This is a genomic window from Aestuariibaculum marinum (assembly GCF_014596975.1).
Taxonomy (GTDB): Bacteria; Bacteroidota; Bacteroidia; order Flavobacteriales; family Flavobacteriaceae; genus Aestuariibaculum; species Aestuariibaculum marinum.
On the sequence record NZ_JACVXD010000003.1, the window covers coordinates 15,338 to 34,227 of the forward strand.

The 18,890-nt window shown below is 36.7% G+C and carries 20 protein-coding genes; 14 read left to right on the forward strand and 6 right to left on the reverse strand.

Going from position 1 to position 18,890, the window contains the following annotated elements:
- Nucleotides 1–85: 85 nt before the first annotated feature.
- From recR to ICJ85_RS07440, 14 genes are all read left to right on the forward strand, one after another.
- Entirely contained in the window at nt 86–703 is a 618-nt protein-coding gene (recR, locus tag ICJ85_RS07375) for a recombination mediator RecR (protein WP_188223158.1), read from the forward strand.
- A 58-nt stretch (nt 704–761) separates the two neighbouring features.
- Entirely contained in the window at nt 762–1,862 is a 1,101-nt protein-coding gene (locus ICJ85_RS07380) for a glycosyltransferase family 2 protein (RefSeq protein ID WP_188223159.1), read from the forward strand.
- An 86-nt stretch (nt 1,863–1,948) separates the two neighbouring features.
- Complete coding sequence (locus ICJ85_RS07385; RefSeq protein ID WP_188223160.1) at nt 1,949–3,286, forward strand: dihydrolipoamide acetyltransferase family protein; 1,338 nt, start codon at nt 1,949–1,951, stop codon at nt 3,284–3,286.
- A 174-nt stretch (nt 3,287–3,460) separates the two neighbouring features.
- A complete protein-coding gene (locus ICJ85_RS07390) occupies nt 3,461–4,237 on the forward strand; it encodes a 3'-5' exonuclease (RefSeq protein WP_188223161.1) in 777 nt (258 codons plus the stop codon).
- A gap of 25 nt (nt 4,238–4,262) precedes the next feature.
- Nucleotides 4,263–4,874, forward strand: a complete 612-nt coding sequence (locus ICJ85_RS07395; protein ID WP_188223162.1) for a fumarylacetoacetate hydrolase family protein — start codon at nt 4,263–4,265, stop codon at nt 4,872–4,874.
- Entirely contained in the window at nt 4,875–5,216 is a 342-nt protein-coding gene (locus ICJ85_RS07400; RefSeq protein WP_188223163.1) for an Hpt domain-containing protein, read from the forward strand.
- 6 nt (nt 5,217–5,222) lie between these two features.
- A complete protein-coding gene (locus ICJ85_RS07405; protein WP_188223164.1) occupies nt 5,223–6,473 on the forward strand; it encodes a competence/damage-inducible protein A in 1,251 nt (416 codons plus the stop codon).
- An 85-nt stretch (nt 6,474–6,558) separates the two neighbouring features.
- Nucleotides 6,559–6,795: a 50S ribosomal protein L28 gene (rpmB, locus tag ICJ85_RS07410; RefSeq protein ID WP_188215045.1), complete on the forward strand. Its 237-nt coding sequence runs from the start codon at nt 6,559–6,561 to the stop codon at nt 6,793–6,795.
- 25 nt (nt 6,796–6,820) lie between these two features.
- Nucleotides 6,821–7,003: a 50S ribosomal protein L33 gene (gene rpmG, locus ICJ85_RS07415; protein ID WP_007648529.1), complete on the forward strand. Its 183-nt coding sequence runs from the start codon at nt 6,821–6,823 to the stop codon at nt 7,001–7,003.
- Nucleotides 7,004–7,012: 9 nt separating this feature from the next.
- On the forward strand, nt 7,013–7,165 hold the full coding sequence (locus ICJ85_RS07420; protein WP_188223165.1) for a DUF4295 domain-containing protein: 153 nt from the start codon (nt 7,013–7,015) through the stop codon (nt 7,163–7,165).
- A 193-nt stretch (nt 7,166–7,358) separates the two neighbouring features.
- Entirely contained in the window at nt 7,359–8,333 is a 975-nt protein-coding gene (ftsY, locus tag ICJ85_RS07425) for a signal recognition particle-docking protein FtsY (RefSeq protein ID WP_188223166.1), read from the forward strand.
- An 80-nt stretch (nt 8,334–8,413) separates the two neighbouring features.
- Nucleotides 8,414–8,842, forward strand: a complete 429-nt coding sequence (locus tag ICJ85_RS07430) for an SRPBCC family protein (RefSeq protein ID WP_188223167.1) — start codon at nt 8,414–8,416, stop codon at nt 8,840–8,842.
- A gap of 75 nt (nt 8,843–8,917) precedes the next feature.
- Complete coding sequence (rimO, locus tag ICJ85_RS07435) at nt 8,918–10,219, forward strand: 30S ribosomal protein S12 methylthiotransferase RimO (RefSeq protein ID WP_188223168.1); 1,302 nt, start codon at nt 8,918–8,920, stop codon at nt 10,217–10,219.
- Between the two features lie 245 nt (nt 10,220–10,464).
- Complete coding sequence (locus tag ICJ85_RS07440; protein WP_188223169.1) at nt 10,465–11,151, forward strand: peptidoglycan DD-metalloendopeptidase family protein; 687 nt, start codon at nt 10,465–10,467, stop codon at nt 11,149–11,151.
- On the opposite strand, the gene ICJ85_RS07445 is transcribed toward ICJ85_RS07440, so the two are convergent.
- The 6 genes from ICJ85_RS07445 to ICJ85_RS07470 all read right to left on the reverse strand — a co-directional run bounded on the left by ICJ85_RS07445 (nt 11,148) and on the right by ICJ85_RS07470 (nt 18,890).
- Nucleotides 11,148–11,498: a hypothetical protein gene (locus ICJ85_RS07445; RefSeq protein ID WP_188223170.1), complete on the reverse strand. Its 351-nt coding sequence runs from the start codon at nt 11,496–11,498 to the stop codon at nt 11,148–11,150. The two genes, ICJ85_RS07440 and ICJ85_RS07445, sit on opposite strands and share 4 nt — an antisense overlap.
- An 82-nt stretch (nt 11,499–11,580) precedes the next feature.
- The gene (secA, locus tag ICJ85_RS07450) at nt 11,581–14,937 is read right to left on the reverse strand and encodes a preprotein translocase subunit SecA (protein WP_188223171.1); all 3,357 of its coding nucleotides are present in this window, start codon (nt 14,935–14,937) and stop codon (nt 11,581–11,583) included.
- 166 nt (nt 14,938–15,103) lie between these two features.
- Nucleotides 15,104–15,325: a DUF2795 domain-containing protein gene (locus tag ICJ85_RS07455; RefSeq protein WP_188215051.1), complete on the reverse strand. Its 222-nt coding sequence runs from the start codon at nt 15,323–15,325 to the stop codon at nt 15,104–15,106.
- 174 nt (nt 15,326–15,499) lie between these two features.
- Nucleotides 15,500–16,075: a cob(I)yrinic acid a,c-diamide adenosyltransferase gene (locus ICJ85_RS07460; RefSeq protein WP_188223172.1), complete on the reverse strand. Its 576-nt coding sequence runs from the start codon at nt 16,073–16,075 to the stop codon at nt 15,500–15,502.
- A 91-nt stretch (nt 16,076–16,166) separates the two neighbouring features.
- Entirely contained in the window at nt 16,167–16,931 is a 765-nt protein-coding gene (locus tag ICJ85_RS07465; RefSeq protein ID WP_188223173.1) for an O-methyltransferase, read from the reverse strand.
- A gap of 96 nt (nt 16,932–17,027) precedes the next feature.
- Complete coding sequence (locus tag ICJ85_RS07470; protein ID WP_188223174.1) at nt 17,028–18,890, reverse strand: ABC-F family ATP-binding cassette domain-containing protein; 1,863 nt, start codon at nt 18,888–18,890, stop codon at nt 17,028–17,030.

An 18,890-nucleotide genomic window follows, 5' to 3' on the forward strand; every position in this document is an offset into this window, starting at 1 on the left:
ATTACTTTTCAGTCTTAGGGAATCATTTATTTTATTATTTTACTGTTTAAGTATTGATGTCTTTAAAAAATATTAAATTCGCCGCATGGAATTCTCGTCAAAATTATTAGAGCGTGCAGTAAATGAAATGTCGCAACTACCAGGTATTGGGAAGCGTACGGCATTGCGTTTGGTATTGCATATGCTAAAACAGCCAAAAGAGCAAATAACAATGTTGGCAGAGGCTTTACAATCCATGAGAAATGATATAAAGTTTTGTAAGTCTTGCAATAATATTAGCGATGAAGAATTGTGTGAAATATGTTCTAATCCAAATCGAGATGAATCGGTTGTTTGTGTGGTAGAGGATATTAGAGATGTTATGGCGATAGAAAACACAAGCTCGTTTAAAGGCTTGTACCATGTACTTGGTGGTAAGATATCTCCAATGGATGGCATAGGTCCTCATGACCTTAATATTCAGCCTTTAGTAAAAAAAGTTGAAGAAGGTAAAATAAAAGAGCTCATCTTTGCGTTAAGTTCTACTATGGAAGGCGACACCACTAATTTTTATATCTACAAACAAATACAGGAATACAATATTTACACGTCTACAATAGCACGAGGAATCTCGGTTGGCGACGAATTAGAATATGCCGATGAGATTACTTTAGGTCGAAGTATTGTGAATCGAGTCCCTTTCGAATCATCATTAAAATCTTAATTAAGGCAAAAAAAACTAACGTAAATTGCAACCTCCTAATAGCTGTGTCAATCAACCCTTGAATCTCTCAATTGTCATTTTAAATTATAATGTACGCTACTTTTTAGAGCTCTGTTTGAAAAGTGTGCAGGCTGCTGTCACAGATATTGAAGCAGAAATTATTGTTGTAGATAACGATTCTGAAGATGACAGCTGTAAAATGGTAAAAGAACTGTTTCCAGAAGTAAAACTTATTGAAAATAGTGAAAATTTCGGATTTTCAAAAGGGAATAATATTGGCATAGCTCAGGCTGAAGGAGAGTATATTTGCATACTTAACCCAGATACCGTAGTAGCTGAAGACACGTTTCTTAAATTATTAAAGTTTGCCGATAGTAAATCTGATTTAGGGATTGTAGGTTGTAAGCTTATTAACGGAGTGGGTGAGTTTTTACCGGAAAGTAAGCGTAATGTCCCTTATGTTAAAGTGGCCTTTAAAAAGATGCTTGGAAACTCTGAATTGTATTATGCGAATCATATCGATGAAAATGGTATTGGGAAAGTAAAAATACTAGTAGGTGCTTTTATGCTTATGAAAAAAGACGTTTTTCTTGATGTTGGAGGATTCGATGAAGACTACTTTATGTACGGTGAAGATATTGATTTGTCGTATAGTGTATATAAGGCAGGTTATACCAATTATTATTTCGGTGAAACCACAGTATTGCATTACAAAGGAGAAAGCACCTTGCGTGATAAGCATTATGTGAGGCGGTTTTATGGAGCCATGCAGATTTTCTATCAAAAGCATTTTAAAAAGAATGTACTGTGTGATTTTACCGTTTGGTCGGCTGTTAAAATGGCGTATTTAATTAATAGGGCACCGGTTAAAAAAATAAAGCAGGTTAATACATACGCTTTCATGTCAACACAAATGAATGAAAGCTTAAAAGCGGTTTTACCCAAAGAAGTGGTTTTAAAAAACTGTTTGGAAAGTATTCAGGATACAACAGAAATTATTTTCGATGGTAATTCATGGAAATACAAAGATATTATCTCGGCTATTGAAAAGAAAAAGAACTGTAAATCGGTTACTTACAAAATCTTACCTAAGGATAGTTCCTTCATCATAGGGAGTGATAATGCCATCTGTAGAGGTGAAATTATAAGTTTAAGTTAGTTTTATTTGAAAATTCTTTAAAAGAATTGATGATTTTTAAGTAATTTTGCAAGCGAAAAATAAAAACTAAGTATTACTTTATTGATATGGCAAAATTTGAACTCAAATTACCTAAAATGGGAGAAAGTGTTGCAGAAGCAACCATTACGTCTTGGTTAAAAGAAGTCGGAGACACGATTGAACTGGATGAAACCGTCTTAGAAATTGCAACAGATAAAGTAGATAGTGAAGTTCCTAGTGAAGTAGAAGGAGTTCTTATAGAAAAACGTTTCGAGGTTAACGATGTGGTTCAGGTAGGACAGGTTGTTGCTATTATTGAAACTGAAGGAGAGGGAGCAGTTGAAGTAAAGGAAACAGAAGAAACATCCGTGGTAGAGTCTAATGAAGAAGAAACTGTTGCTGTAGAAGAAGTTGTAGAGTCTATAAAAAAAGTAAAAGAAACCTTAGCGCCTGTTGCTGTAGCTTCAACAGAAGATAGGTTTTATTCGCCGTTAGTTAAGAATATAGCAAGAGAAGAAGGGATTTCTCAGGAAGAACTTGATGCGATTTCAGGAACGGGTAAAGAAGGACGTGTCACTAAAAATGATATTTTAGAATATATTTCCAATAAGGAAAATGGTACAGTTGTAGCTCCAAAAGTAGAGACCAAAGCTGTAGCGCAACCAAAAGCTCCTGAACAACCAAAAGCTGCACCTGCTCCAGTAGTTAGTAGTGGTGAAGATGAAATTATAGAAATGACGCGTATGGGTAAACTCATTGCGCATCATATGGTAGAGTCAGTTCAGACCTCTGCTCATGTACAAAGTTTTATTGAAGCCGATGTAACAAATATCTGGAACTGGAGAAAGAAAGTTAAAGATGGTTTCATGAAACGTGAAGGTGAAAATCTGACTTTTACACCAATCTTCATGGAAGCGATTGCTAAAGCTTTACGCGATTATCCATTAATGAATATTTCTGTGCAAGGCGATACCATTGTAAAGAAAAAGAATATCAACTTAGGTATGGCGGCATCATTACCTGATGGAAATTTAATTGTTCCGGTAATTAAAAATGCCGATCAGTTAAACTTGGTGGGTATGACCAAACAGGTTAACGATTTAGCAAAGCGTGCAAGAGCAAATCAGTTAAAACCAGACGATATTCAGGGTGGAACGTATACGGTTACTAATGTTGGAACTTTTGGAAGTATCATGGGTACACCAATTATCAATCAGCCACAAGTGGGGATTTTAGCACTTGGAGCGATTAGAAAAGTGCCTGCGGTTATTGAAACACCAGAAGGCGATTTTATCGGTATCCGATACAAAATGTTTTTATCGCATTCTTACGATCACCGTGTAGTTAATGGAGCCCTGGGAGGAGAGTTTGTAAAAGCTGTTAAAGACTATCTTGAAGCCTGGGATGTGAACAGAGAAATCTAGAAAATAAAATCTTCAAAATATATTAGAACCAACCTATAAAAGGGTTGGTTTTATTTTTTACGCTTAGTCAATTTAGTATCTTTACCGCAAAGTAAATAGCCCTTTAGAGCGTAAAGAAGGGATGTGAAAAGAGATTGATGTTTCGAATCTCATTTAATGAGTAAAAATTATATAATGCAACTTAATTTAAATAAGCCCATTTGTTTTTTCGATTTAGAAACGACAGGGGTGAACATTACAACCGACAGAATTGTAGAAATCGCCATTTTAAAAGTACATCCTAACGGAAAGGAAGAGAGTAAACGTTGGTTGGTGAATCCAACCATTCCAATTCCTAAAGAAGTAACCGCCATTCATGGTATTTCAGATGAAGATGTCGCGGACAAACCAACCTTTAAGGAAATAGCAAAAGAAGTTTATAATCTTATTAAGGATTCCGATTTAGGAGGATTCAATTCTAACCGTTTCGATATTCCATTGTTAGCCGAAGAGATGTTGCGTGCTGAGGTCGATTTCGATATGAAAAACCGCTTGGCGGTCGATGTGCAAACTATTTTCCATAAAATGGAACAACGTACTCTAAGTGCAGCTTATAAATTTTACTGCGATAAAAACTTAGAAGATGCTCATACCGCAGAAGCTGATACTTTGGCGACTTATGAAGTGCTTAAAGCGCAGATTGCAAAATACGACGATTTAGAAAACGACACGCAGTTTTTAGCGGAGTTTAGCTCAAGAAAACAGTTTGCCGATTTTGCTGGATTCATTGCCTATAATAAAAAAGGGGAGGAGTGTTTTTCTTTCGGAAAGCATAAAGGGAAATTGGTGACCGAAATTTTAGAAAATGAACCAGGATATTTTGGTTGGTTGCTTAATGCCGATTTTCCACTTTATACCAAAAAAGTGTTGACTTCTATCAAGCTGAGAAGTTTAAATAATAAACTGGGGTAATCTGTATTTTCAATCCGTTTAAATTATGAAGATTATTTGCATCGGTAGAAACTATACCGAACACATTAAGGAGTTAGAAAACGAAAAACCAATCGATCCGGTAGTGTTTTTAAAGCCCGATACTTCTGTTTTATTAAAGAAACAGCCTTTTTTTATTCCGGACTTTTCAAACGACGTGCATCACGAGGTGGAGATTCTGGTAAAAATTAATCGAATCGGTAAACATATTGATAGAAAATTTGCTCATAAATACTACAGTGAGATTGGTCTGGGGATAGATTTTACAGCACGAGATGTTCAAAGCGAATTAAAGGCAAAAGGCTTGCCTTGGGAAAAGGCAAAAGCATTCGATGGGGCTGCTGTAATTGGTAATTGGTTGCCGGTATCTGATTTCGAGGATATTAACGCTGTTGAATTTTCGTTAAAAAAGAACGATAAAATTGTACAATTAGGAAATACCAGCCACATGCTTTGGAAAATTGATGAATTAATAGAATATGTTTCTAAATATTTCACTTTAAAGATAGGAGATATTATATTTACAGGAACTCCATCTGGCGTTGAAAAAGTGAATGCAAACGATAAGCTTAAGGGCTATATAGGAGAAAAAGAAATGTTTTCAATAACAGTAAAATAAATGGAACAGCATTACAAATTAGAAAGAGTACGCGAATTAGCCGATAACGACGAAGATTTTATAAAAACCTTGGCAGAAGCCTTTTTAGAAGAAGTACCGGAAGATGCCGAACGTTTAAAAAAAGCCGTTGCCGAAAAAGATTATCACACCGCGTATCAGGCGGCACATAAAATGAAACCAACGGTAGATTTATTCGAATTAGGGGTTTTAGATACTTTAATAGAAGTACAGGACTGGGGTAAGTTTACAAAAACAGATTTAGATATTACGAATCAACTGGAAATGGTAATAACAGCGGTCGATAATGCTGTAGCTGAAATAAAATCAGATTTTAATATATAGAATTACATGTTAGCCGAAATCATCACCATAGGAGACGAACTTCTAATAGGTCAAGTTATTGATACTAATTCTGCATTTATTGCAAAGCAGCTCAATAAAATTGGGGTGTCGGTGTATCAAATAACGTCGGTTCAGGATGATAAAGAACATATATTAAAAGCGCTTAAGGATGCCGAGTCCAATGTCGATGTCATAATTCTTACGGGAGGCTTAGGTCCGACTAAAGACGATATTACTAAAAAAACCATCGCTGAGTATTTTGGTGATACTTTAGTTAGAAACGAAGCGGTTCTAAAAAATATTGAAGCGATTTGGAGTGGACATGTTAGCGGACTTTTACTTCAGGTAAATAAAGACCAGGCTTTGGTGCCGTCTAAAGCTAAGGTACTCATGAATCGTTTGGGGACTGCACCAGGTATGTGGATGGAAAAAGGTGAAAAGACCTTTATATCGCTTCCAGGTGTGCCACATGAGATGCAGGCTTTAGTTGAAAACGAAGTGATTCCAAAAGTAAAAGGGAAATACAACTGTCCTTTTATATTGCATAAAACATTACTGGTTTATGGTTTAGGTGAAAGTGCACTTGCCGAACGGATTGAAGTCTGGGAAGATACCTTACCTAAAAATATTAAACTGGCCTATTTACCAAGTTTAGGTAAAATGCGTTTGCGTTTATCGGCAAAGGGTTTTGAAGAGGCTGATTTAAGAATAAATGTGGACGCCGAAATCGCAAAAGTCATCCCTTTAATAAAAAATGAGTTTTTCGGTTTAGAGGATGAAGATGGTTCGGTAGAAGTGGTTATTGCCAATAGGTTAACCAAAATTGGGAAGACCTTAGCGATGGCCGAAAGCTGTACCGGAGGAAAAATAGCCGAACAATTTACATCACATCCAGGAGCATCATCGTATTTTAAGGGTGGTGTGGTTACCTATTCTACGCAATCAAAAATCAATATTTTAGGAATTTCAAAAGACCTTGTAGAAGAACATTCGGTGGTTAGTAAAGAAGTGGTGGAAGCCATGGCTAAAAACGCCTTGGATTTATTTCAATCGGACTTCGCGGTGGCCACAACAGGTAATGCCGGCCCAAGTAAAGGCGATTCTGATGCCGAAATTGGAACGGTTCATATTGCTATTGCTACAAAAAATGAGGTCTATTCAGAAAAGTTTATGCTCGGAAATCAGCGCGTAAAAGTCATAGATAAAGCCGTAAATAAGGCTTTGGAAATGCTATTGAAAGAAATTTTTAAAAATTGATTAAAATTAAGTTGTTACAAATGAAAGAATTTGTATATTTGCACCTCGATTTTAAACAACAAAGAATTTTTAAAGTTATATAATAATGTCAAGAGTTTGTGAACTAACAGGAAAGAAGGCAATGGTTGGAAACAACGTGTCTCATGCTATGAATAAAACTAAACGCAAATTTAATGCGAATTTAGTAAAGAAACGTTTTTACATTCCAGAAGAAGACAACTGGATAACTTTAAAGGTTTCTACATCTGCATTAAAAACTATCAATAAAATTGGTATTTCTGCAGCGTTAAAAGAGGCAAAGTCTAAAGGATTTTTAAAATAATAGCCACATTTAATACGATAGAAAAATGGCAAAGAAAGGTAATAGAATACAGGTAATTTTAGAGTGTACTGAGCACAAGGAGTCTGGACAACCAGGAACTTCAAGATACATCACTACAAAAAATAAAAAGAATACGCCAGATAGAATGGAGATTAAGAAATTTAATCCTATCCTTAAGCGTATGACTGTTCACAAAGAAATTAAATAATATTAAGTCATGGCAAAGAAAACAGTAGCATCGTTACAAACATCTTCTAAAAGATTAACAAAAGCGATTAAAATGGTAAAGTCACCTAAAACTGGTGCTTATATGTTTGTTGAGTCTATCATGGCTCCAGAATTTGTTAACGACTTCCTTAACGAGAAGTAAGAACAAACATTTTTGATATATACAAAGCTGCTTTCATTTCGAAAGCAGCTTTTTTATATTTATATTTGACAGGTTTCTGACATAATTACCGAAATTAATTGTGGTAAGAAATTTGACTAAAGTGTTTTAACAGTTTTAAGCTAGTCGGTTTAGCAAAACGTTTAAAATAGTAACCAACCAATAAAAGTGAACAATGAGCTTTTTTAAAAAAATATTTTCTTCAGAAAAAAAGGAGACTCTTGATAAAGGGTTAGAAAAATCAAAAACCAGTTTTTTGGGTAAGTTAAGTAAAGCCGTAGCGGGAAAATCTAAAGTCGATGATGAAGTTTTAGATAATCTGGAGGAAGTATTGGTTAGCAGTGATGTTGGTGTAAATACCACATTAAAAGTTATTGAGCGTATTGAGGAGCGCGTATCTAAAGATAAGTATTTAGGGACCGAAGAGCTGAACCAGATTTTACGTGAAGAAATTGCTGGTTTGTTAAGTGAAACCAATACCGGTGAAGAAACGGAATATACTATTCCAACGTTAAGCCCCCAAGCCGATGGTTCTAAAACACCTTATGTTTTAATGGTTGTTGGTGTTAATGGTGTTGGAAAAACAACGACTATTGGTAAGTTAGCCTATCAGTTCAAGAAAAAAGGATTGAATGTGGTGCTAGGCGCAGCCGATACGTTTAGAGCAGCAGCCATTGATCAGCTTCAGGTTTGGGCAGATCGAGTAGATGTGCCATTAGTGAAACAAGCTATGGGAAGTGATCCTGCTTCAGTAGCGTTCGATACCTTGAAAAGTGCAGTTGCACAGAATGCCGATGTGGTGATTATCGATACCGCAGGGCGTTTACATAATAAAGTTAATTTAATGAACGAGCTAACCAAGGTAAAGCGTGTGATGCAAAAAGTGGTTGGTGATGCACCGCACGATGTGTTGTTAGTGTTAGATGGTTCTACAGGTCAGAATGCCTTTGAACAAGCGAAACAATTTACGGCAGCAACCGAAGTAACATCATTAGCGGTAACTAAGTTAGATGGTACAGCTAAAGGCGGTGTGGTTATTGGTATCAGCGACCAGTTTAAAATTCCGGTAAAGTATATCGGTGTAGGAGAAGGAATAGAAGATTTACAGGTATTTAATAAATACGAATTTGTGGATTCGTTTTTTAAATAGTACACGATAGTAAAAAGAATATAAAAGGTGGTTGATTTTAATTAACCACCTTTTTTTGTAGATATTTTGTAACTTTAAATATGAGTTTTAATATTTACCATAACCTATTCATTAAAGCATCTCAGGAGGCTGTTTTTAATGCGGTATCCATACCTGAACATCTCGATAATTGGTGGTCGCTAAAAAGTTCAGGAACACCTGAACTTGGAGTAGAATATAATCTGAATTTTACGGATGAATATAACTGGTTTTGTAAGGTTTCGAAATTGGAACTAAACAAACTCATTGCTTTTAAGATGACAGTATCTGATAAAGATTGGGATCCCACAACGTTTCAGTTCGAATTGGAACCACACAACGAAGGAACCATGCTAAAGTTTAGCCATGTGAACTGGCCGGAAGCAAACGACCATTTTAAGTATTCTTCGTTTTGCTGGGCAATGTTATTAAGCGGATTGAAAAATTATCTTGAAAAAGGCCTTGTAATTCCTTTTGAAGAACGAAATTAATTGCACGATTTCAGGATTATAGAATCGTATATCCTAAATCATTCCGTATCTTTGCGCCCTGATTTAATAAAAATTATGCGTACAAAATCACTTAAAAAGAACAAGATTAATGTAGTAACTCTGGGTTGTAGTAAGAATGTTTACGACAGCGAAGTGTTAATGGGGCAACTGAAAGCCAGTGGCAAGGAGGTTGTACATGAAGAAGAAGGTAATATTGTTGTGATTAATACCTGTGGATTTATCAATAACGCCAAGGAAGAAAGTGTAAATACTATTTTAGAGTATATGCAGAAAAAGGAAGAAGGCGATGTTGATAAAGTCTTTGTTACAGGGTGTTTAAGTGAACGCTACAAACCGGATTTAGAAAAGGAAATTCCAGATGTCGATCAGTATTTCGGAACCACTGAATTACCGGGATTATTAAAAGCTTTAGGCGCAGATTATAAACACGAATTAATAGGAGAACGTTTAACGACAACTCCTAAAAATTATGCCTATTTAAAGATTGCTGAAGGTTGCGACCGTCCGTGTAGTTTCTGTGCGATCCCTTTAATGCGTGGAAAACATAAAAGTACACCGATTGAAGACTTAGTCATAGAAGCTGAAAAATTAGCAGCAAATGGCGTGAAAGAACTGATTCTTATTGCTCAGGATTTAACCTATTACGGATTAGATTTATACAAAAAGCGTAACCTAGCCGAATTATTGGAAGCCTTAGTAAAAGTGGAAGGTATCGAATGGATTCGTTTACATTATGCATTCCCGACAGGTTTTCCAATGGATGTGTTAGAGGTGATGAACCGTGAGCCTAAAATCTGTAACTATTTAGATATTCCGTTACAACATATTTCAGATGCTATTTTGAAGAGTATGCGTCGTGGAACCACAAAGGAGAAAACCACGAAATTACTTAAAGACTTTAGAGTAGCTGTGCCAAACATGACCATTCGTACCACATTAATTGTGGGATATCCGGGAGAAACTCAGGAAGATTTTGAAACCTTGAGAGACTGGGTTAAAGAAATGCGTTTCGAGCGTTTAGGATGTTTTACCTATAGCCACGAAGAGAATACCCATGCCTATACTTTAGAGGATGATGTGCCAGAAGACGTAAAACAAGAACGTGCAAACGAAATCATGGAAATTCAGTCGCAGATTTCTTGGGAATTAAATCAGGAGAAAATCGGTCAGGAGTTTAAAGTAGTTATCGACAGAAAAGAAGGTAACTATTTTGTGGGGCGTACCGAATTCGATTCTCCGGATGTTGATAACGAAGTGTTAATCGATGCGAATACAACCTATTTAAAAACCGGTGAATTTGCTACGGTAAAAGTAACTGATGCTGCCGACTTCGATTTATACGCTGAAGTGGTTTAATCGAGTAGTTAGATACATTAGAATTTAAGAAAGTAGGAAGTTAGAAGTTGCGTCAGTTCGAGTGATTCCGAGTAACGAGGAATTGTATCGAGAACCCTTCGTGCAATGCTTATTTAGGTTTTAAGACTTAAATAGCCTTGACTTTTTTGGTTTGTTTTTGTGTCAGAATGAAAATGAACATATCTAAACCATTTCTTTGTTTAAGATTTTCTAATTTAGATTATTAAATTTTTGACAACAAGAACATGAAATTATTCTCAGAAACGCTGAATACTTCAACAATAAAGCCAACACGTGTTTTAGATATTGCCAATACGGGAAATAATTATATTCCCATAGATTTATCTGAAACGAATGAAAAGTTAAAAGATGTTGATGTGTCTTCTTCTGAAAGTTTCAATCAATACATTGAAAGCTATCTTAGAGCGCATAATGGAGATGTCGCCTATGGAGGCTATTTGGAATTACGAAACATATACAAGCGAAGTCTTCATTTTAACCAACAGGATGTGCATACCGAACGTAATATTCATTTGGGGCTGGATTTATGGTGTCCGGAAGGAACTAAAGTTTTGGCTGCTTTAGATGGGGAAATACATAGTTTTAAAAATAACACAAACTATGGTGATTATGGTCCCACCATTATTTTAAAACATCAAGTTGAAGGCTTGGAATTTTATACCCTTTACGGACATTTAAGCTTGGAGTCTATTGCATCTGTAACAGTTGGTGAAAAAGTAAAACAAGGACAATCTATAGGAACCTTAGGAGAAGCACAAGTTAATGGCGATTATCCACCACATTTACACTTTCAGATTATAAAAGATTTACAGGGTTTGCAAGGGGATTACCCTGGAGTTTGTAGTAAAGTCGATTTAGAGTTTTATAAGACAAATTGTCCGGACCCTAATCTATTGTTGGGACTTAATTAAATATAATTTTTTAGTTCTTCTTTTAGTTTGTGGTACGCTCTTAATTTTCCTTTTAAGATCTCTTCCTCAGGTTTAGACTCTGAAATTGAAACCGGTTGATCGAAGCCATTATTAATAACTTCTATTGTTATTTTATCGCCTCGTTTTAAAGGACAATTGGCCCATTTTACATGCTGCTGTGTCGTCGAGATTAAGCCGGAAACACTTAAGTCTAATCCTTCTTCAGGAGAAAGCTCTCTTCTAAAAGAATTTAAAATACAGGAAATTACAAAGTGTTGGTTGTTAAGGCCGGCATTGGTTAATAATTCATCGTTTATAGAAATTTTAAATCCGAAGTTCGTTTTCATAATAAAGGGTTTAATACTATCTAAAATAAAAAAAATCCCGGTAGAAAAACTACCGGGATTTTTATGTATAATAAATTGTATATTAATCTTCAACAAGAACCCATTCGCCTTTGGCTAATAAAGGTTCGGCTTGTTTAAATTTTACGGTTTTGTTTTCACCGTTCATAACGTTTTTTATAGTAACACGATCGTTACGGCCAATTTTAGCATGCTCGCGTACAATGGTTTCTGTTACCTGCGGTTGCTGTTGTTGTGCATTTCCAGCCGCTCTGTTTTGTGCAGAACGCTCGTCTAGATTCGGAATTTCTTCTTTTTGAACGTTTAATTTTTCTTGTCGGCGTTCTCTGGCTTCCTGGATGGTTTCCTGAGTTTCCTGAGGTAATTCACCTTTAAATAAGAAGGAAATCACATCTTTATTTACCTGATCAATCATGGCTTTGAATAACTCAAAGGCCTCAAACTTGTAAATTAATAACGGGTCTTTTTGCTCGTGAACCGCTAACTGTACCGACTGTTTCAACTCATCCATTTTACGTAAATGGGTTTTCCAGGAATCATCGATAATCGCTAAAGTAATGTTCTTTTCGAAATCCGTAATTAATTGTTTACCGTTGGTTTCGTAAGCTTTTTCAAGATCGGTAACCACATTTAAACTCTTAATACCATCGGTAAATGGTACTACGATACGCTTGAAGCGGTCACGTTGGTTTTCGTAAACATTTTTAATCACAGGGAATGCGATTTCAGCGTTACGAGCCATTTTATCTTTATAGTGATCAAACGCAGCACGGTATACTTTAGAGGTAATTTCCTGAGCTGATAATTTTCCGAATTCTGCTTCAGTAATTGGAGAGGTTAAAGAGAAGTAACGAATCAATTCAAACTCGAAATTTTTAAAATCGTTAGCACCTTTGTTGCCTTCAGAAATACCCTCAGCCGTATCGAATATCATGTTGGCTAAGTCTACACGAAGACGTTCACCAAATAAGGCGTGGTGACGACGTTTATAAACCACTTCACGTTGTGCGTTCATAACGTCATCATACTCTAATAAACGCTTACGAACACCAAAGTTATTTTCTTCTACTTTTTTCTGTGCACGCTCGATAGATTTAGAAATCATAGAATGTTGAATCACTTCACCTTCTTTAAGTCCCATTCGGTCCATCATTTTCGCAATACGCTCACTACCAAATAAACGCATTAAGTTATCTTCAAGCGATACGTAGAATTGTGAACTTCCCGGATCTCCCTGACGACCAGCACGACCACGTAGCTGACGATCGACACGACGTGAATCGTGACGCTCCGTACCTATAATGGCTAAACCACCTGAGTTTTTAACTTCGTCGGTTAATTTAATATCGGTACCACGACCTGCCATATTGGTAGCAATGGTAACCTGTCCTGGGCGACCTGCTTCAGCAACAATGTCGGCCTCTCTTTTATGTTGTTTCGCGTTTAAGACGTTGTGAGATATCTTGCGAATACTTAACATTTTACCAAGTAATTCACTAATCTCAACCGAAGTGGTACCAATTAATACTGGTCTGCCAGCTTCTGATAATTTTACAACTTCTTCAATAACCGCGTTATATTTTTCACGCTTGGTTTTGTAAACTAAATCGTCTCGGTCATCACGAGCGATAGGGCGGTTGGTTGGGATTTCAACAACATCTAATTCGTAGATTTCCCAGAACTCACCAGCTTCAGTAACCGCGGTACCCGTCATACCGGATAGTTTACGGTACATCCTAAAGTAATTTTGAAGGGTTACCGTCGCGAAGGTTTGCGTCGCATCTTCAATTTTTACATTCTCTTTAGCTTCAATCGCCTGGTGTAATCCGTCTGAATAACGACGACCATCCATAATACGACCGGTTTGTTCATCGACAATCATCACTTTGTTGTCCATAACAACGTACTGAATGTCTTTTTCAAATAGTGCGTACGCTTTTAATAATTGATTTAAGGTGTGAATACGTTCAGATTTCACGCCAAAATCTTTGTAAAGCTCTTCTTTTTGAGCTGCCTCTTCTTCTTTAGATAGGTTTTGTTGCTCGATTTTAGCAATTTCTAATCCTATTTCAGGAAGGATAAAGAAGTTTGGATCGTCTTTACCTGAGATATAATCAACCCCTTTATCGGTTAACTCAACCTGATTATTTTTTTCTTCAATAACATAGTACAACTCGGCATCAACCTTAGGCATTTCGCGGTTGTTGTCTTGCATGTAGAAGTTTTCTGTTTTTTGTAACAGTTGCTTAACACCTTCTTCACTTAAGAATTTAATAAGCGCTTTATTTTTTGGCATACCACGGTACACACGAAGTAATTGAAAAGCACCTTCTTTGGTATCACCTTCTTTAATTAATTTTTTAGCCTCAGCTAAAACACCGGTTAAATATTTACGTTGTACTGAAACAATATTGTCTACTTTCGGCTTTAATTCGATAAACTCGTGGCGTTCACCTTGCGGAATAGGACCGGAGATGATTAACGGCGTACGCGCATCATCAACCAATACAGAATCGACCTCATCGACAATAGCATAGTTGTGCGGACGCTGAACTAAATCGTTTGGCGAATGAGCCATGTTATCACGCAAGTAATCGAAACCAAACTCGTTATTCGTTCCGTAAGTGATATCGGCATTATAAGCATTTCTACGACCTTCAGAGTTAGGTTGATGATAATCAATACAATCTACTGTTAAACCGTGAAATTGGAATAACGGTGCCATCCAGGCGCTATCACGTTTTGCTAAATAGTCGTTAACCGTTACCAGGTGCACCCCTTGACCAGAAAGAGCATTTAAGTAAACCGGTAAGGTAGCAACTAAGGTTTTACCTTCACCCGTTTGCATCTCAGCAATTTTACCCTGATGCATAGCCACACCACCTATTAACTGAACATCGTAGTGAACCATATCCCAGGTGATGGCTTTACCAGCAGCATCCCAGGAGTTAGCCCAGGTGGCTTTTTCTCCGTCTAAAGTGACATAGTCTTTAGTGCCTGATAATTCTCTATCGTAAGTGTTTGCAGTAACGGTAATAGAGGTATTGTTCGCAAAACGTTTAGCTGTTTCTTTTACTACAGCAAAAGCTTCTGGTAATATATCGTTTAAAACCGTTTCGGTTTTTTCGTAAACTTCATCTTTAAGTTTGTCGATATCGGCGTAGATATCTTCACGACGATCGATATCATCGGTATTTTCGGCTTCTTCAAGAAGCGTATTTATTTTATCGTTTAAAGGTTTAATAGCTTCAGCAATAAGACCTTTAAATTCGGTTGTTTTAGCACGTAAAGCATCGTGAGACAATCCTTCTAAAGTAGATTCGAAAGATTTTATTTTATTTACTATAGGGGTGATGGCTTTTACATCTTGTTTCGATTTGTCGCCAACAAATACTTTAAGTACAGAATTTAAAAAACTCATGTGTATATATGTTATTTAATTCCAGGGTGTTCCCAGATATGTTTTCAGTTAGTTAAGTGCAACTCTGAATTGCTTCAAAGATACAGTTTGTAATGTGTTTTTATAAAGATTAGGAACAAAAAAAAGTCTCGACTCGAGACTTTTTAACTTTTCTTTATACTTTATATTAATATTCGTCCTCGTTCCAGAGGTAATCTTCATCCGAGGGATAGTCTGACCAAATTTCCTCTATTGAATCGTAAGCGTCACCTTCGTCCTCAATAGCTTGCAAATTTTCCACAACTTCTAAAGGTGCTCCAGTTCTAATAGCATAATCTATCAACTCATCTTTTGTTGCCGGCCAAGGAGCATCGCTCAAATAATTTGCTAATTCTAAAGTCCAATACATGTTATAATGCGTTTTAATTTTGTGCAAAAATAAATTTTTAGGTTAAACATGCAAGAAAAAAATCATTTATTTAACGGTAATTTAAAAGAACGTATTTTTTTACAGGAAAAACTTAGAAATTAATAGTTGCGTTACTATAAATTAATAATTTGTTTTTTCGTTAAGCTTTAAAGTTTAGGATTGCTTTTCGGGAATCCATTTAATTTCATTTGCTTGCAAGTCGTAGGACAACTTCCGTGCCAACACAAAAAGATAGTCAGATAGGCGGTTTAAGTAAATTAAACAGTTGGTGTCAATCGGTTCTATGTCATTAAGCGCAGTAGCTAAACGCTCGGCTCTACGGCATACACAACGTGCTATGTGACAGAATGACACGGTTTGATGACCGCCAGGAAGCACAAAATGTGTCATTGGTGGTAAGGCAGCATCCATCGTATCCATCTCTTGTTCTAAACGAGCAATATCTTCTTCAGATATTTTAGGAATGTTTAAACGCTCCTTGCCATTTTTTAAAACCGCTTTTTCCGGATCGGTTGCCATGATAGCGCCGACTGTAAATAATCGATCTTGAATATGGATTAATATATGTTTATAATCAGGGTTAATCTCCTGGTCTCTAATAAGACCAATGTGAGAGTTTAGTTCGTCTACGGTCCCGTAACTTTCAATTCTAATATGGTGCTTAGGAACGCGAGTGCCTCCAAATAGAGCAGTAGAGCCTTTATCGCCGGTTTTAGTGTAAATTTTCATTTGTTTGTTTTAAAGCCTTTTAGCATATTGCTAAATTATAGGTTATCTGTGAAAAGGTAAAAGGTTTTAATTAGAATCTTAAAAGTGCTATTTACAAGCGAATAGTAAAATGTTCCTTTTCCTGTTCTTTTCTAAAGAATACAAAACCCCAGTAAAACGTATCTATAGTGACGGTTACTTTAGGGTGTTGTTTGATGATTTCCCAGGCTTCGGTCATACCTTCAGACCAGTAGATGTCATCAAAAATAAACACCGAGTCGTTGTGTGTGCTATTGAGTAAAGCTTCAAAATACGCTAAAGTGGCTTGTTTAGTATGATTGCCATCAAAGAAAACCAAGTCGTATGAATTTGATTTTAGGTTTGCAATAGCTGAACGAAAGTCAGAATTAATGAGTGTGATATTACTAAAGGCGTTCAGATTTTTATGAGTAAAATTATAAAGATTGGGACAACCTTCTGTGGAAACTATTTTTGTGTGATTCCCTAAAGCCATAGCATGAGTGCTAATACCTAAGGAAGTCCCTAATTCTAAAATCGATTGACATTCCAAATAGTTAACCAAACGGTATAATAATTTAGCGCGTTTTAGTGGTGTACCTGAATTCTGGGCTATGGACTTAATCAATCTGGTATTTTGATTTGTTGTCTTTGAGCCTGCGCCTAAATCGGTTATTGAAATACGCTTCTTGTTTTTTAATAAAGCTTTTTTGTACGCTTTAATATTTTGGTATGCTGGATAGTGTTTGCGATCGTAAAAGCATTTAGTCACCAGATTGTAAACAAAAGGGGAGTGCACCCCATGTTGATTGGTGGAACGTATTAAGAATTTTAGGTATTGAGAAACTTGGTATGTCATACGGTATACTAATTGATCTAAAAAAGATGCTGAACCAAGTTCAGCATGACAAAAGGTATTGTCATTCCGAACTTGGTTCGGAATCTTAATCTCGTTTTACTCCTCCAGTTTAGACGATAACTCAAACCAGCGCTCTTCCTTGGCTTCAATAGCATCAATAATGTCTTGAAGCTTTAATGAGAGCTCATTAATTTCATCTTGAGTTAAATCTGGGTTATTGAATTTAGCTTCCATTTCCTTTTTGTCATAGGCTAAGGAATTCAGTTTGCTTTCTATGTTTTTGAGTTCTTTTTCCTCGTTATAACTCAGCTTACTGGCTTCATTCTGTTTCCAGGATTTTTTCTCTTTCTTATCTTCGGTAACGGTTGGTTCGGCGGGTTGACTATCTTCGTAAACACGGTAATCTGTATAGTTGCCCGGGAAATCTTCAATCACCCCATCACCTTTAAAAACTAAAAGGTGATCGACGACCTTATCCATAAAGTAACGGTCGTGAGACACCACTATAATACAACCCGGGAAGTCCATCAGGAAGCTTTCTAACACATTAAGGGTGACGATGTCTAAATCGTTGGTAGGCTCATCCAGAATTAAAAAGTTAGGGTTTTGAATAAGAACCGTACATAAATACAGTCGCTTGCGTTCCCCGCCACTTAGTTTTTCAACAAAGTCGTATTGTTTTTTTCTACTGAATAAAAAACGTTCCAGAAGCTGTTGCGCACTAATCTGGCGTCCTTTCTTTAGTGGAATATAATCGCCAAACTCACGGATGACATCAATAACCTTTTGTTCCGGTTTAATCTCAATACCATTTTGGGTATAATAACCAAACTTAACGGTTTCACCTGTAATCACTTTTCCGCTATCGGGTTGGGCGGTTTGGGTAAGGATGTTCAGGAAAGAGGTTTTACCGGTTCCGTTTTTACCAATAATACCAACACGTTCGCTTTTTTGGAAGGTATAGTCAAACTTGTCTAATATAACCTTGTCTTTAAAGGCTTTCGATACTTTATGGAATTCCAGAATTTTGCTGCCTAGGCGTTCCATATTTAATTCCAGTTGCACTTCGTGGTCTTTACGACGCTGGTGTGCCCGGTGTTTGATATCGCTGAAATCGTCAATACGCGACTTCGATTTGGTGGTACGGGCCTTCGGCTGGCGTCGCATCCACTCTAATTCTTTTTTAAAGAGTTGCTTGGCTTTACCCGTTTCGGTTTCAAATTGCTCAATACGGGCTTCGCGCTTCTCTAGATAATAAGAATAGTTACCTTTATAGCTGTATAGCTGCCCTTCATCCAGCTCTATAATTTCATTACAGACGCGCTCTAAAAAGTAGCGGTCGTGCGTAACCATAAAAAGCGTAATGTTTTCTTTGGCAAAGAAGGCTTCCAGCCATTCAATCATTTCCAGATCTAAATGGTTGGTAGGTTCATCCAGAATCAATAAATCTGGTTTGTTGATTAAGGCGTTGGCCAACGCCAGACGTTTCTTTTGTCCACCAGATAGAGACCCGACTTTCTGGTCTAAATTATCCAGCTTTAACTTGAACAGAATTTGTTTGTACTGGGTTTCAAAGTCCCAGGCCTGATGCAACTCCATTTGCTCAAAAGCCTTCTGGTAGGCATCGGTATCTTCCGGATTTTCAAGGGCTTTTTCGTAATTACCAATAACCTTTAAGATGTCGTTATCGCTGGCAAAGATGGTTTCTTCCACCGTAAGCTCCGGGTTAAATTTCGGGTCCTGAGATAAGAAGGATACCGTAATGTCTTTTCGGTAAGTGACCTGACCAGAGTCTGGTGTATCTTCACCGGAAATGATACGTAAAATAGAGGTTTTACCGGTTCCGTTTTTAGCAACAAAGGCTATTTTCTGGTCTTTGTGTATGCTAAAAGAAATGTCCTGAAACAGGGTAAGTTCTCCGTAGGATTTCGATATGTTTTCGACAGTTAAGTAATTCAA

Bases quoted from the DNA above. Each gene is read 5' to 3' on its own strand.
- rpmG (WP_007648529.1), top strand. From the start codon at position 6,821: ATGGCAAAGAAAGGTAATAGAATACAGGTAATTTTAGAGTGTACTGAG.
- ICJ85_RS07460 (WP_188223172.1), bottom strand. From the start codon at position 16,075: ATGAAAATTTACACTAAAACCGGCGATAAAGGCTCTACTGCTCTATTT.
- rimO (WP_188223168.1), top strand. From the start codon at position 8,918: ATGCGTACAAAATCACTTAAAAAGAACAAGATTAATGTAGTAACTCTG.
- ICJ85_RS07390 (WP_188223161.1), top strand. From the start codon at position 3,461: ATGCAACTTAATTTAAATAAGCCCATTTGTTTTTTCGATTTAGAAACG.
- ftsY (WP_188223166.1), top strand. From the start codon at position 7,359: ATGAGCTTTTTTAAAAAAATATTTTCTTCAGAAAAAAAGGAGACTCTT.
- ICJ85_RS07455 (WP_188215051.1), bottom strand. From the start codon at position 15,325: ATGTATTGGACTTTAGAATTAGCAAATTATTTGAGCGATGCTCCTTGG.
- ICJ85_RS07395 (WP_188223162.1), top strand. From the start codon at position 4,263: ATGAAGATTATTTGCATCGGTAGAAACTATACCGAACACATTAAGGAG.
- ICJ85_RS07400 (WP_188223163.1), top strand. From the start codon at position 4,875: ATGGAACAGCATTACAAATTAGAAAGAGTACGCGAATTAGCCGATAAC.
- ICJ85_RS07430 (WP_188223167.1), top strand. From the start codon at position 8,414: ATGAGTTTTAATATTTACCATAACCTATTCATTAAAGCATCTCAGGAG.
- rpmB (WP_188215045.1), top strand. From the start codon at position 6,559: ATGTCAAGAGTTTGTGAACTAACAGGAAAGAAGGCAATGGTTGGAAAC.
- recR (WP_188223158.1), top strand. From the start codon at position 86: ATGGAATTCTCGTCAAAATTATTAGAGCGTGCAGTAAATGAAATGTCG.
- secA (WP_188223171.1), bottom strand. From the start codon at position 14,937: ATGAGTTTTTTAAATTCTGTACTTAAAGTATTTGTTGGCGACAAATCG.
- ICJ85_RS07445 (WP_188223170.1), bottom strand. From the start codon at position 11,498: ATGAAAACGAACTTCGGATTTAAAATTTCTATAAACGATGAATTATTA.
- ICJ85_RS07440 (WP_188223169.1), top strand. From the start codon at position 10,465: ATGAAATTATTCTCAGAAACGCTGAATACTTCAACAATAAAGCCAACA.
- ICJ85_RS07405 (WP_188223164.1), top strand. From the start codon at position 5,223: ATGTTAGCCGAAATCATCACCATAGGAGACGAACTTCTAATAGGTCAA.
- ICJ85_RS07420 (WP_188223165.1), top strand. From the start codon at position 7,013: ATGGCAAAGAAAACAGTAGCATCGTTACAAACATCTTCTAAAAGATTA.
- ICJ85_RS07465 (WP_188223173.1), bottom strand. From the start codon at position 16,931: ATGACATACCAAGTTTCTCAATACCTAAAATTCTTAATACGTTCCACC.
- ICJ85_RS07385 (WP_188223160.1), top strand. From the start codon at position 1,949: ATGGCAAAATTTGAACTCAAATTACCTAAAATGGGAGAAAGTGTTGCA.